The sequence below is a fragment of the Komagataeibacter sp. FXV3 genome, assembly GCF_015155755.1.
In the GTDB taxonomy this organism is placed as follows: Bacteria; Pseudomonadota; Alphaproteobacteria; order Acetobacterales; family Acetobacteraceae; genus Komagataeibacter.
This window is the reverse complement of the sequence record NZ_VWPI01000043.1, coordinates 24877-39030: the sequence shown is the minus strand read 5'-3', so window position 1 is coordinate 39030 and position 14154 is coordinate 24877. Positions and strand designations below refer to the sequence as shown.

Sequence of the window (14154 nt, the reverse complement as noted above, 5' to 3'; positions counted from 1 at the left end):
CCATGACACAGAACGAAAAAAGCATCCCCGTCATCATCGTGGGCGGCGGACAGGCCGGGCTCTCCATGAGCTGGTATCTCTGCCGCGAGAAGGTGGAGCACATCGTCTTTGAGGCAAAGACCGCCTGCCATTCATGGGATGATGAACGCTGGGACAATTTCTGCCTGGTCACACCGAACTGGCAGTGCGAACTTCCCGGTCATCCCTACAAGGGGAAAGACCCGCACGGCTTCATGGTGAAGCAGGAAATCATTGACTACGTGAAGGGATTTGTTGCCTCCTTCAACCCGCCCCTGCGTGAACACACAGCCGTCACCTCCATCACCCGCCATGAAGGTGGTGGCTATCGCGTGGTAGCAGGTGGTGAGACTTGGCACGCGAAACATGTTGTTATCGCATCCGGCGCATATCAGGACGCGGTCATCCCCGGCTATGCCAGCGGCATCGACCCCGCCATTCATCAGGTTCACTCGCAGGATTACCGCAACGCGGCCCAGTTGCCTGAAGGCGCGGTTCTGGTCGTGGGCAGCGGCCAGTCCGGCGCGCAGATTGTCGAGGACCTGTTCCTTGAAAAACGCAAGGTCCATCTCTGTGTCGGCTCTGCCCCGCGCGTCTCACGCTTCTACCGTGGCCGCGACGTTGTGGACTGGCTGGCGGACATGCACTTCTATGACCTGACGGTGGATAATCATCCTTTGCGTGACGGTGCACGCGACAAGACCAATCATTATGTCACGGGCCGAAATGGCGGGCATGACCTTGATCTGCGCAAGTTCGCGAAGGAAGGCGTGGGCCTGCACGGCACGCTGGAGACAATCCGCGATGAAGTGGCGCACTTCGCGCCGGATCTTGCGGAAAACCTTGATGATGCGGACAAGACCAATGCCGACATCAAGAAATCCATCGACGCCTATATCGCCCGTGAAGGGATCACGGCCCCGACCGAAGCCCCTTATGTGCCTGTGTGGGAGCCCGATGGCAGTAACACCCCGCTCGACCTGAAGGCTGCCGGGATCACTTCGATCCTCTGGTGCATCGGCTTCCGCCCGAATTATCGCTGGATCGACGTGCCGGTCTTCAATGGGGCCAACAAGCCGGTCTGGCATCGCGGCGTGACCGATGCGCCGGGCTTCTACTTCCTCGGCCTGCCATGGCTGCACACCTGGGGATCGGGACGGTTCTCCGGCGTTTCGCGTGATGCCGCGTGGCTGGCCAGCCAGATCACCGGCAAAGACGTGCCTGTAGCCTGAACGGAGTAACCGCCATGCTTCCATGGACAACATATGAGGCAATGTATGATGCGGCACGGAACCAGCCAGAACAGTTCTGGCTGGCTGCGGCGCAACGCATCACATGGAAACAGGTACCTGTGACTGCATGCAGGACGCGGGCGGATGGCTGGCATGACTGGTTTCCCGACGCCACGCTCAACACCTGCCATAACGCCGTCGACCGGCATGTAGAGGACGGACGCGGCGGGCAGGCGGCGCTGATCTGGCATTCCTGCGCCACAAAGGAACGGCAGGTGGTAACCTACCGGGAACTACAGGACAGGGTGGCCCGGTTTGCCGGTGGCCTGCGCGCGCTGGGGGTAGGGCAGGGCGACCGCGTCCTGATCGCCATGCCGACCATGATCGAAACGACTATTGCCATGCTGGCCTGTGCGCGGATCGGCGCCGTGCATGTGGTGGTTTTCGCCGGTTACGCCGGGCCTGAACTGGCGCGCCGGATTGATGATGTGGCGCCCAAAGTCATCATCATCGCCAGTTGCAGCTTTCAGGGGCAGACGCCCGTTGCGTCCGCGCCGGCCCTGAACGAGGCACTGGCCAGGGCCACGCACCGCCCACAGGTCTGCGTTGTTGTGCAACGTGCAGCGTGTCCGACAGCCCTTCTGCCAATGCGGGATCATAATTTCCATACGCTGGAACTCTCCGCGCCAGCAGAGCCGGTCATGCTGAGGTCTGAAGATTCCCTGTATATTCTTCATACATCCGGCACGACAGGTCATCCGAAGGGCATTGTGCGTGACAATGGTGGCCACGCTGTGGCCCTCGCCCTGTCCATGGATCTGATCTACGGCTGCAAACCCGGTGATACCTTCTTCACCACATCGGACCTGGGCTGGGTGGTTGGCCATTCCTACGGCGTCTATGCGCCGCTGCTCAGCGGCTGCACCAGCGTGATCGTGGAAGGCGGCGCATCGGCTTCCGCTATCCGCGCGCTTTGCCATGAGCACGAGGTGAAATGCCTGTTCACCACACCCACCCAGATGCGCCTCATGCGGCAGGAAAGCCGCAACCTGTCAGGGGCCATCCTGCCAGCACTTGCCCGCATTTTCGTGGCTGGGGAATATGCGGATCCGACATTGCTGGAGTGGGCACGATCCTATTTTTGCAAACCCGTGGTCAATCACTGGTGGCAGACTGAAACGGGGTGGAGCATCACCGCTCATTTTTTTGGCCTGCCCGAGCGCGAGCCGGTCTCGCTCATGAACGACATTGGGCGACCTGCACCGGGATTTCGCCCGGAAATTGTGCCGTCCATACCCGGTGAACAGTGCGGCGAGATTGTCCTTTCTCTGCCGCTGCCGCCCGGCTGTCTGGCTGGCGTATGGAAGGATGGAGCGATCCATGTTCCTACAGCTTACCTGGACGAGACCGGCCAGTATTATCGCACCTTTGACGAAGGCATGATCGAGGCCAGCCGCGCCGTGCATATGCTCGGACGTTCCGATGATGTCATCAAGGTCGCAGGACGGCGGATTTCGGGCGTGCAGGTTGAAAAGATCATCGCCACCCATCCTGCCGTTCATGCGTGTGCTGTCGTCGCAATTCCGGACGAACTGAGAGGGCAGCGACCTATCGCTTATGTGGTGCCAGATCCCGAAGCGGAATACGCGCCTTCTGCCGAGGAAATCGTTGCGCGGGTTAACGCAGTCCTCGGACGCTGGATTGGCCTGAAAGAAGTCCGCTTCGTCAGGCATCTGCCAACCACCGTGTCCGGAAAGATCACGCGGAAGCGCCTGTTGGTCTCCTGACGGAATCACTATGGCGTTCCATTTGTGGAACGGCCAGCCTTCAGATGGCCTGACCACCGGAGACTTTGATCTGCTGCGCGTTGACCCAACAATTGTCCTCGGACAGGAGTGAGGCGATCATCGGGCCAATGTCATCTGGGTAGTCAGGACGGCCAAGTGCGGTGATCTCCGCGATGTGACGGGCGATGTCCGGATTATCCCTGACCATGCCCCCTCAGAAATCCGTCTGGATCGCGCCCGGCGCGACGGTGTTGGCGGCAATACGACAGGATCCAAGTCCCTTGACCATGTAGATACGTCATCACTTCCACCGCCCCTTTCATGGCAGCGTAGGCAATCCGGCCGGGATAAGCAAAGCGCATCAGACCGAATGAGATGTTCGCGATCCGGCCATCTTCCGCGATCAATGGCAGCAACGTCTGCGTCAGGAAAAATGGCCCTTTGGCATGCACGCGATAGGCGGCATCAAAATCTTCTTCGGTCACTTCGCAAAACAACCCGCTACGGGACGTACCGGCCATGTTGATCAGATAATTGAAACGCTCTGCCCCCCATTCGCGCAGCACGCGTCGGATTCCATCGGCGAAGGCAGGAAAGGCGTACGTATCGCCGGTGTCGAGTTGCAGGGCCACCGCTCGGGCTCTGCTGCGATAAACGCGTTGGAGCAAAGGCTCTGCACCCGACTACTGCACCGTTCCACCCGGCACGTCCGGCCAGACAGCTTCTCCGCTAAGAGCGACATTTAATATTTATTTCCCGCAGGAGCATTTACCACCGTTAGGGCGTTATCCACCAAGGGGCGCTGCAGTTGTAGCGCATCGTCCAAGGGCGCCTTTATCCACAGATCCAGTTCTTCCGGCCGGGTCAGGATGACCGGCATGGCTTTCGGGTGAATGGCGCCGACCTCCCGATTGGCCGTGGTGGTCAGGAAGCCGAACAGGTCATCCGTCGTCTCGCCATCCGCCAGTTTCCGCACTGACGTCCACTGGCACCAGATCCCTGCAAAGAAAGCCAGAGGCTCCCCATCGCTACGGGCAAACCAGACGGGCCTGCTGGTCCCATCCGGCAGGCGTTCCGGTTCGGAAAAGGCCGTGAGCGGCACCAGGCAGCGATGCGCGACACCTTCCCAGCGCTTCCACCAGGTCGAGGTCGGATTGCGGATATTGGTCACACCCCGATCGACCCTGTGGCCTTTCAGGTAGCCCGGCGGCGTGGGCATGCCCCAGCGCGCCATGACCAGTTCGCGACCATCCGGCGTGTTCCGCACGATGGGCGCCATGGTGTTGGGCCAGATCTCGGGCAGGGGGCAGAGATTGCCGGTGCGGTCGGTCATGACCCTGGCTGCCTCCCGGATCGCCTGCTGGTTGCTGGTCATCGCATAGAGGTTGCACATCACGCCGTCCTTTCGCGAGTCCGAATATGGGTGCCCTGCCGGACGGTATCCACCCTGCAGGACGGGGACGGCTGGACTGTTCCTGATAAACTCCTGCAATCTAGACAGTTTTCATCAAGCCTGGATTGACCGACACGCCTTTACCCGCGTCCGGATCACAGCCGCTTTTCCAGGATGGGTTGACATTCGTCACCGTACCAGAACAAATAACGAACACGATCACTGATTCCGTGCCAGAAACACCCGAATGGACTGTCCGACCCCATGCCCGCACCCGAACCCCGTCCCGCGCTGGAGGCGCTGAGAGCACAGGTCAGCCGCCTCGAAGGCCAGGGCCGACGCAGGCGGGGCGTGCTGCCCTTCGGCATGCCTGAGATTGACGGTCGTCTGCCGGATGGTGGCCTGGCGCTGGGCGCGCTGCATGAGGTGGCAGGCGGCGGTCATGATGCCCTCAATGCGGCGGCATCCGGGCTGTTTTCTGCCGGAATCGCAGCGCGGACACGGGGCAAGGTGCTGTGGATCGCCACCCGTCAGGACCTGTATGCCCCGGCACTGCAGCAGGTCGGCCTGTCGGCACGACGGACCATTTATGTCGCGGCCAGTTCGGACGTCGATGTCCTGGCCTGTTTCGAGGAGGCATTGCGCCATCAGGGACTGGGGGCGGTCGTGGCCGAGGTCGCCCGCCTGTCCATGACCGCCTCACGCCGCCTGCAGCTGGCGGCCGAGACATCCGGCGCGCTGGGCATCGCCATACGACGCTGGCGGCGACAGACGGATGCGGCCGATTTCGGCCAGCCTACCGCGTCGGTCACCCGGTGGCGGGTCTCGGTCCTGCCATCCGTGCCGCTGCCGGTCCCCGGCGTCGGCCGGTCCCGCTGGCTGCTGGAACTGATCCGTGCCCGTGCGGGCGAATGCGCCGATTTCGAAGTGGAGGCCTGTGATGCCAAAGGGAGACTGGCACCGTGTCGTCTCACTCTACCTGCCGCTCTGGCCGACAGACCGGCTCAGGAAGCGGCTGGGCACCGACGCGCCCGCGCCTGACTGCCCATTGGTGCTGGCCGGGCGGGAAGGGCGGCGACGGGTCGTGCTGTCGGTCGACCTCGCCGCCCGCAGGCTGGGCCTGCGTCCCGGCACGCCTGTCGCGAAAGCGCAGGCGCTCCATCCCGATCTGCTCATCATGGATGCCGACCCGGACGGTGACCGGGCAGGGCTGGAGCGGCTGGCCCTGTGGTTCCAGCACCGCATCGCCCCCATCGTGGCCCCCGATCCGCCAGACGGCATCGTGCTGGATACGACCGGTGCCGATCACCTGCATGGGGGCGAGGCCGTCATGCTGGAGAACATGGTTACCCGCCTGAAGGAGTCCGGGATCACGGCCCGGGCCGCGATTGCCGATACATGGGGTGCGGCCCATGCGCTGGCGCGCTATGGCCGGGAACGCATCACCCTCGTGCCGCCTGGTGAGACTGCGGCAGCGATTGCCGACCTGCCCATTGAAGCCCTGCGCCTGCCGGTGGATATCATCGATGGCCTCCATGGGCTGGGCGTATCACGCATCGGCCCGCTGGCCGGCATGCCGCGTGCGCCGCTGGCCCTGCGCTTCGGTCCGGATGTCGCCCGCAGGCTGGACCAGGCTTTCGGACGGCAGGCGGAAGCCATTGTCCCGGTCCGGCTGCAGACGCCGGTGCAGGTCAGCCGGAACTTTGCCGAACCGATCAGCGCAGCCGAGACCATAGCCCGCTACATCACCAAACTCGTCCCGCCCCTGTGCGCCGGGCTGGAGGAACGCGAGCAGGGCGTGCGTCGCCTCGACCTGCTGCTGCACCGGGTGGACAGCCGCACCGAGGCCGTCCGCGTGGCCACGGCCATGCCGGTGCGGGACGTCAGACGCCTGACCCGTCTGCTCTGTGACAGGATCGAGACCATCGATCCGGGCTTCGGGATCGAGCGCATGGTGCTGACGGCGTCACTGGCCGAGCCGATCCTGCACCGCCAGGGTGTATCCGCCCTGATCGAGGAGGAAGAGGCCGACGTCTCCGACCTGATCGACACCCTTGCCAACCGTGTCGGCACGCAGGCCCTGTATCGCTTCGCCCCGGTGGAAAGCGACGTGCCGGAACGGGCCGTCTGCCGCGTGCCTGCCCTCGCATCCGAGGACGCAAGGGACTGGCCTGATCACTGGCCGCGCCCCACGCGCCTGCTGCCCCGTCCCGAGCCGATCCAGACCATGGCGGTACTGCCCGACCATCCGCCGGTCTTCTTCATCTGGCGTGGCATCCGCCGCCGGATCAGATGCGCTGATGGCCCCGAGCGGGTGTTTGGCGAATGGTGGAAGGGCGATGCCGAACTGACCACCGTGCGGGACTATTTTCGGGTGGAAGACACCAGCGGAGAGACATTCTGGGTTTACCGGACCGGGGATGGCGAACATGGTGAAACGGGTTCGCAGGGCTGGTTCCTGCACGGTCTCTTTGAATGAGTGTGCAGTACGCCGAACTGCAGGTGACGACGTATTTCTCGTTCCTGCGCGGCGCGTCCTCACCAATTGAACTGTTCGAGCAGGCAAAGGCCCTTGGCATTGAAGCGCTGGGGATCTGCGACCGCAATTCCCTGGCAGGCATGGTGCAGGCCCATGTCGCGGCCAAAGAGACCGGCATCCGCCTGGTCGTGGGCTGCCGTCTCGACCTCGCCGATTTCGCGCCCGTGCTGGTCTACTCGACGGACCGGGCCGCCTATGGTCGCCTGTGCCGACTGCTGAGCCTTGGCAAGGCCCGGGCCGGGAAGGGGAAATGCCATCTGCTCTGGGAGGATCTGGTGGCATGGGGCGAGGGCCTCCTTGTGATCCTGCTCCCGGATACGGCGGATGATGCCTGCGCCCTGCATCTGCGCAAGCTGAAGGACGCCTTTGCCGACCGGGCCTCCATGGCGCTGACCCTACGGCGCCGGCCCAATGACCAGATGCGGCTGTATGAACTGGCGAACCTCGTCCATCAGGCGCGGGTGCCAATGGTCGTGACCAATGACGTGCTGTTCCACACCCATGACCGGCGCATCCTGCAGGATGTGGTGACCTGCATCCGCAACCACACCACCATCGATGAAGCCGGGTTCGCGCGGGAGCGCCATGCAGACCGCTACCTCAAGCCGCCCGCGGAAATGGCCCGGCTGTTCAGCCGGTATCCCGAGGCGATCGACCGGACCCGTGAGATCGTGGCCCATTGTCGCTTCAGTCTTGATGACCTGGCCTACCAGTATCCAGACGAGGTCTCCGTCCCCGGCCAGACGCCGCAGCAGGCGCTCGAAGCCCTGACCTGGGAAGGGGCGGCAGCGGCCTATCCCGAAGGGATTCGGCCCGAGGTCAGGAAAACCCTCAGCCATGAACTCGCCCTGATCGGGCGCATGGATTATGCGCCGTATTTCCTGACCGTCCACAGTATCGTCCGTTACGCCCGATCGCAGGGCATCCTGTGCCAGGGGCGGGGATCGGCAGCCAATTCCGCTGTCTGCTACGTGCTGGGCATTACCGCCATCGATCCGGCACGGACGTCGCTGATCTTCGAACGCTTCGTCTCCGAAGAGCGCCGCGAGCCGCCCGATATCGACGTGGATTTTGAGCATGCGCGCCGGGAGCAGGTGATCCAGTGGATTTACGGCCATTATGGTCGTAACCACGCTGCCCTTACGGCGGTGGTCACGCGTTATCGTGCGAAGGGGGCGCTGCGCGATGTCGGCAAGGTCATGGGTCTGCCCGAAGACCTGATTCGCACCCTGTCCGGCCAGATCTGGGGCTGGGGGCGGAAGCTGGATGAGGACGCGCTGAATGAGACAGGGATCGACCTGTCCGACCGGCGCATCCGGCTGACGCTGGATCTGGCGCGCTGCCTGATCGGCGTGCCGCGCCACCTGTCGCAGCATCCCGGCGGGTTTGTCCTGACCCATGACCGGCTGGATGAACTGGTACCGATCGAACCGGCGGCCATGGACGCTCGCCAGATCATCGAATGGGACAAGGACGATATCGACGTCCTGAAATTCATGAAGGTCGATGTGCTGGCGCTGGGCATGCTGACCTGCATGAAGAAAGGGCTGGACCTTCTGGCCGAACACAAGGGGCAGCATTACACGCTGCAGACCATTCCGGCCGAGGATCCGCGGACCTACGCCATGATCCGGAAGGCGGACACGATCGGGGTGTTCCAGATCGAATCCCGCGCCCAGATGTCCATGCTGCCACGTCTCAGGCCCCGGGTGTTCTATGATCTGGTGATCGAGGTGGCCATTGTCCGGCCCGGTCCTATCCAGATGGGGTGGACGGCCTCCATGCGACATCAATGTGCCATGATGAGGTCGGAAGACCATTCAGAGGAGACCGCCCGGATGAAAGTTACCATAATCGGCCTGGATATCGCCAAGTCTGTTTTTCAAGTGCATGGCACGGACGCAAGCGGAAAATGTCTGCTCAAGAAGAAACTCGGGCGGAGTGAAGTTATCTCATTCTTTGAAAGGCTGGAGCGCTGCCTGGTCGTACTCGAAGCCTGTAGCACGTCGCATCACTGGGCTCGTGTCATCCGTGACACCGGTCATGAGGTAAAACTCATTCCCCCTGAAATGGTCAAACCATTTGTCAAACGTGGCAAGAAAAACGATGCTGTTGATGCCGCCGCGATTTGTCTTGCCGCGATCCATCCCGACACGCGCTTCGTCCCGATTAAAAATCGGGAGCAGCAAAGCCTGTTATCGCTGCACTCAACTCGTACCCTTCTGGTCAAACAGCAAACGATGCTGGTGAATGCGTTGCGTGCACTTGCAGCGGAATTCGGTTTGATTGTTCCCCTTGGAAATGCCCGTCTGCCCGAACTTCTGGCGAAAATCGAAACCTCATCCAATTTGCCTGATGCCCTGAAACAGACAACCATGCTGCTCTTTGAACAGTATGGTCGACTGAACGAAAGCATAGAAAACCTGGAAGGAGGTATCCGGACACATGCCAAACAGGATGAAGATGCTCGCCGTCTTTTGACCATCCCGGGCATTGGTCCGGTAACCGCCTCCCTGATTGTCGCGTCTGTTACCGATATTGGGGCCTTCGATACGGCCCGGCACTTCGCAGCCTGGCTTGGTCTCGTACCGCGCCAGCATTCATCGGGCGGAAAAACCCGATTGGGCAGAATTACCAAAACGGGCAACCGGGAAATAAGAAAGATGCTCGTTCTGAGCGCAACATCCATGCTTTACCGCGCACAGAAATGGGATAGCGCTGCGGGAGTATGGCTTTGCAAGCTTCTGGAACGTCGCCCGGGCCGTCTGGCAACCGTGGCGTTAGCCAACAAGCTGGCCCGGATCATCTGGGTTTTGTTGTCGCGCAAAGAGATCTATCGTCCGGCCGGTCGCAGTGTCGCTATAGTCTGACATGTACCACCAGGATGATGGATACCGGAATAAGCCCCGGTAGATCCGGCAGTATGCACTGACCGCGTGATGGGAAAGACTGTAATCAGAAGCAGTTCAGGCAATACCGAATGTCCCCATGTGCCATTGAGCACGAGATCCAGATTGGTGCCTGACACGCAAGCGAACACCCATGATGGCCAGCGAAGGATTTCGCATAAACAGGCCGGACATAAGGGCGCATCTGACCGGATCTCCACATCATGACAGTATCAGTGCATTTCGCTGGAGCGAAAATACGCAGAAGAAAGATACGACAATGCAATCAATGTGACCTCTTGCATCGTAAAGGCCGTCCACATAAGGGCGACATGGTGCATCCCTATCTGCGCCGGCGGGCCGGGCAGGAAAAGGAGATCTACCCGACGCCGGAACTCGAAAAGGTGCTCAGGAAGACGCTGGGCATTCCGCTGTTCCAGGAACAGGTGATGCAGGTGGCCATGGTCTGCGCCGGGCCATGGCGACGTTCAAGAATACCGGCACGGTCTCACGCTTCCGCACGCGCCTGATCGAGGGGATGACGGCGCGCGGTTATCCCGAGACCTTTGCCGAGCGCATCTTCCAGCAACTGGAGGGGTTTGGCAGTTACGGCTTTCCCGAAAGCCATGCCGCCTCATTTGCCATCCTTGCCTATTCGTCATCCTGGATGAAATGTGCCCATCCGGATGTATTTCTGGCAGCACTCCTGAACAGCCAGCCCATGGGATTCTATGCCCCGGCGCAGCTTGTGCGTGATGCGCGCGAACACGGGGTCGAGATCCGGCCGATCTGCATCAACGCCTCGCGCTGGGACAGCACGCTGGAAGGCCCGGAGCGGGATGACGGGCTGTTTGCCGTCCGCCTGGGCATGAACCTGGTGAAAGGGCTGGCCAATGAGGAGGCCGCCCGCATCGTGGCGGCGCGGGGCGACCGTCCCTTTGCCTCGGTCGACGATCTGTGGCGCAGGGCAGGGGTGAAGGGAACGGCCCTGACCCATCTGGCCGAGGCGGACGCCTTCCGGCCGGGGCTGGGTCTGGCCCGGCGCGAGGCGCTGTGGGCCATCAAGGCATTACGTGACGAACCCCTGCAGCTGTTTGCCGCAGCCGCCGTCATGCGTGAAGCGGAAGAACCCGACGTGCTGCTCCAGCCCATGCGGGACGGGGCCGAGGTCGCACGGGATTACAACCGCACCGGCCTGACCCTGCGGGATCATCCCGTGGCGTTCCTGCGTGCCGATCTTATCGAGCGCGGAATGGTGACGTGCCGGCAGGCCTTTGAGGCAAGGGACAGGAGCAGCCTGTCGGTGGCTGGGTTGGTGCTGGTCCGCCAGCGACCCGGTTCAGCCGAGGGCGTGGTGTTCATGACGCTGGAGGATGAAACGGCGGCGATCAACGTGATTATCTGGCCCGATATGTTCGAGCGCTTTCGTCGTGTGGTCCTCTCAGGCCAGATGCTTGGGGTTGTCGGGCGACTGCAGAAGGAAGGGGAGGTGGTGCATCTCGTGACACGTGAGATTGTGGATCTTTCCCACTTGCTAGCCGATGTGGGGAACCGGTCGCTACAGGTCTTCCCCGACCATGACCAGGGTCGCTTGCGAGAAAATATCGTGGTTAAGGCACGAAATTTCCATTGAACGCTCTACAGGCATAATCGTCCCAACGGGCAGCATCGGATTATTTTTCAGGCTGGCGATCCCAATGAGGATGCTCTCTGAAAATACGAGTGCCATGACAGTAAAATACTGATTTTACCTCAGCACTGACACGCAGGCGGCGTCATGCGGCAGGACCATGCCGTAGGCTGCGCTGTAGCGTGACGCGAAAGCTTCGCGCTCCAGCCGTTCGCAATAATCAAGATACCGGATCAGCGCGCGCTCGGCGCGCATCGTGCGTCCATAAAGCCGTTTGTAATGTTGCCACAGCATCATCACATTGACCGACCAGGCATCATAGGCATGCGCTGTTACCCGCTGGCGGATTGCTGGGGGCAGCGCGTCAAAGGCGGCCCAGTCATTGCCTGCATACCGCCGCCACATCTCGTGGCGTAATGTCCGTTCGTTATCTGCCGTCACCTTACGCATCCGCCATTTCTCCCTGCCCCCAGGCGGGGAATGGGTCAGGCAGATGGGCAAACAGCAACGGATCGAACTGCTGCACATCAAAGTCGGGCACAAGGCAGGCATCCAGCACCGCGGCAATGGCGGCATCATCCATTTCTGCCGTGCCGATAAATACGATCTCCTGCCGGCGGTCCCCATAAACCGGATCCCATTTCGACAGGATCAGGTCGCGCCATTCATCACTGTCCGGCCACTGGTTTTTGGGTATCGTTACCCACCACCGCCCCATGGCCTGCGTGCGGATCAAGGCTCCGGCCTGCCCCAGTTCGCCCACCCAGTGCGGACGGGTCGCCAGCCAGAAATGACCCTTCGCCCGGATCACGCCCGGCCAGGAAGAGTCGATAAAGGCCTTGAAGCGCTCGGGCACAAGCGGGCGGCGGGCGCGCCAGACAAAGGTATGGATGCCATATTCCTCGGTTTCGGGAACATGGTTGTGGAATTCGAACAGTTCCTTGTACCAGAGTGGATGTTTGTGCGCCCGGTCGTAATCGAAGCGGTGTGTATCGAGAATGCGCGCGCAGGGTACGATGCCCTGATCCGTTTCGATAATATCCGCATCGGCGTTAAGGGCCTGAATGACCTGCCGCGCGGCTTCGCGCTGCGCTGGCGTAGCGCTCGAGACCTTGTTCAGCACCACCACATCGGCAAACTCGATCTGCTCGACCAGCAGGTCAACCAGCGCCCTGTCATCCTCATCGCCCGCTGTCTCGCCCCGGTCGCGCAGGAAGTCCGTCGAGGCGTAATCCTTCAGCAGGTTGACGGCATCCACCACCGTGACCATCGTATCGAGCCGTGCAATGTCGGACAGGCTCTCGCCCGCCTCGTCACGAAACTCGAATGTCGCTGCAACCGGAAGCGGCTCCGCAATCCCTGTTGATTCAATCAGGAGGTAATCGAAGCGGCCTTCTTCCGCCAGTCGCCGGACTTCGTGCAGCAGGTCATCGCGTAACGTGCAGCAGATGCAGCCATTGCTCATCTCGACCAGCGTTTCATTTGTTCGGGACAGGTCACTGCCGTCGCGCACCAGATCGGCGTCAATATTCACGTCGCTCATGTCATTGACGATGACCGCGACTTTCCGGCCCTCGCGGTTATTGAGCACGTGGTTGAGAAGCGTCGTCTTTCCAGCTCCCAGAAAGCCGGAAAGAACCGTTACCGGAAGTCTTTCGCGCATGACGGACACCATTCATTGGGTTGCGATCCGCCGAACTTATATGTTACGTTATAATATAACAATCCCTAAAGGCCCTGACATGCGACAGTCCTGTCCGACCCGTCCGCTTTCTGCCATCCCGATGCCGTTCCAGAACATTGACAGGCAAGACTGTTTCATCGTTCAGCAGGAACGTCACCTCGGGCAGGATATCATGCAGGCTGCGGCCTTGTGGAATGCGCACGGCCCGGACCTGTTCCTGCGTCGGGGCACTACTGGAATTCTTGAAACCGAGTTGCGGACTCTTTTACCAGCAGGCGCGCAGGCGCTTGCTGAAGATGCCCTGTGCCTAGCCCGTCGCTATCAGCGCCTGTCAGGTCTGGCCGAAATCCGCTTCCGGCTGGAAAAAGTCAGACACGACAGTTGCCGCCGCTTTCATGTTGACCATGTTCCGTTACGTCTCCTGTGCACCTACACTGGCCCTGGGGTTCAATGGAAACATGCTGACAGCGAGATCATCCATGATACGCCAGCGTGCTGGATCACCCTTCTGAAAGGGCGGTTATATCCCGGTTGGTCGACAAAAGGGGCAGTACTGCACCGTTCGCCGCCCATCTCGGATCTCCCGGTTCCTGTTACGCGCCTGCTTCTGACCCTTGACCATCCGGACGCATGTGGCATGGGACGGCGATGACGCCTTAATGCCGTAGCATTCAAGCTGCTTTCGGCTAGGATCGCCAACGCTCTTGCCCGACAGCGGGGCGAACTGTCGGTGTGATGGACAACCCGAGTCATGGTTGAATCGTATCAGCATGGGCCGATCGCTCCTTTGTTTGGAACGATGAACTGTGGCGTAGCGCCGACATGACGGTGGCGGGCATAGTGTCCATGACACTGGGGCACGAAACAGCGACGCGTGATATTATTGTCGGGCTTAATATTAGTCTGTAGTTCTGTCAGGGCAGATGCTGGGTTTTGGACTGCTTGTGGAAAGAAAAGGGAAGGGCACCATCTGGTCGCGAAAT

11 protein-coding genes and 1 pseudogene are annotated in these 14154 nt (G+C 61.2%); 7 read left to right on the top strand and 5 right to left on the bottom strand.

The features are described from left to right. Window positions 1–2: 2 nt before the first annotated feature. Together F1542_RS04085 and F1542_RS04080 are read left to right on the top strand one after the other, a co-directional pair. Window positions 3–1250 carry an MSMEG_0569 family flavin-dependent oxidoreductase gene (locus tag F1542_RS04085; protein WP_193731923.1) on the top strand — a complete coding sequence of 416 codons (1248 nt, stop codon included), beginning with the start codon at window positions 3–5 and terminating at the stop codon, window positions 1248–1250. 14 nt (window positions 1251–1264) lie between these two features. Continuing rightward, window positions 1265–3037 carry an AMP-binding protein gene (locus tag F1542_RS04080; protein ID WP_193731922.1) on the top strand — a complete coding sequence of 591 codons (1773 nt, stop codon included), beginning with the start codon at window positions 1265–1267 and terminating at the stop codon, window positions 3035–3037. Window positions 3038–3077: 40 nt separating this feature from the next. Here F1542_RS04080 and F1542_RS17055 read toward each other — a convergent pair whose 3' ends face one another. The 3 genes from F1542_RS17055 to F1542_RS04070 form a co-directional block, all read right to left on the bottom strand. Next, window positions 3078–3245, bottom strand: coding sequence for a hypothetical protein (locus tag F1542_RS17055; protein ID WP_227000963.1), 168 nt, complete (start codon window positions 3243–3245; stop codon window positions 3078–3080). Further along, window positions 3232–3669 carry an SDR family oxidoreductase gene (locus F1542_RS04075; RefSeq protein ID WP_242402479.1) on the bottom strand — a complete coding sequence of 146 codons (438 nt, stop codon included), beginning with the start codon at window positions 3667–3669 and terminating at the stop codon, window positions 3232–3234. The genes F1542_RS17055 and F1542_RS04075 overlap by 14 nt, the downstream gene beginning before the upstream one ends. A gap of 110 nt (window positions 3670–3779) precedes the next feature. Beyond that, window positions 3780–4430, bottom strand: a complete 651-nt coding sequence (locus tag F1542_RS04070; RefSeq protein ID WP_141301097.1) for an SOS response-associated peptidase — start codon at window positions 4428–4430, stop codon at window positions 3780–3782. A 264-nt stretch (window positions 4431–4694) separates the two neighbouring features. On the opposite strand from F1542_RS04070, the gene F1542_RS04065 reads away from it, so the two are divergent. From F1542_RS04065 to F1542_RS04050, 4 genes and pseudogenes are all read left to right on the top strand, one after another. After that, window positions 4695–5471, top strand: coding sequence for an ImuA family protein (locus F1542_RS04065; protein ID WP_141301095.1), 777 nt, complete (start codon window positions 4695–4697; stop codon window positions 5469–5471). Next, window positions 5371–6909, top strand: coding sequence for a DNA polymerase Y family protein (locus F1542_RS04060; RefSeq protein WP_227000960.1), 1539 nt, complete (start codon window positions 5371–5373; stop codon window positions 6907–6909). The genes F1542_RS04065 and F1542_RS04060 overlap by 101 nt, the downstream gene beginning before the upstream one ends. Further along, window positions 6906–9839 carry an IS110 family transposase gene (locus F1542_RS04055; protein WP_141301093.1) on the top strand — a complete coding sequence of 978 codons (2934 nt, stop codon included), beginning with the start codon at window positions 6906–6908 and terminating at the stop codon, window positions 9837–9839. The genes F1542_RS04060 and F1542_RS04055 overlap by 4 nt, the downstream gene beginning before the upstream one ends. Before the next feature lie 335 nt (window positions 9840–10174). Next, window positions 10175–11490, top strand: a pseudogene (locus F1542_RS04050) (OB-fold nucleic acid binding domain-containing protein); the annotation flags it as partial. Window positions 11491–11604: 114 nt separating this feature from the next. On the opposite strand, the gene F1542_RS04045 reads toward F1542_RS04050, so the two are convergent. Next, window positions 11605–11937: a DUF6525 family protein gene (locus F1542_RS04045; protein ID WP_025811767.1), complete on the bottom strand. Its 333-nt coding sequence runs from the start codon at window positions 11935–11937 to the stop codon at window positions 11605–11607. Then, on the bottom strand, window positions 11930–13162 hold the full coding sequence (locus F1542_RS04040) for a GTP-binding protein (RefSeq protein ID WP_141301091.1): 1233 nt from the start codon (window positions 13160–13162) through the stop codon (window positions 11930–11932). The genes F1542_RS04045 and F1542_RS04040 overlap by 8 nt, the downstream gene beginning before the upstream one ends. On the opposite strand from F1542_RS04040, the gene F1542_RS04035 reads away from it, so the two are divergent. Continuing rightward, on the top strand, window positions 13149–13823 hold the full coding sequence (locus F1542_RS04035) for a DUF1826 domain-containing protein (RefSeq protein ID WP_227672457.1): 675 nt from the start codon (window positions 13149–13151) through the stop codon (window positions 13821–13823). The genes F1542_RS04040 and F1542_RS04035 overlap by 14 nt on opposite strands. Window positions 13824–14154: the final 331 nt, after the last annotated feature.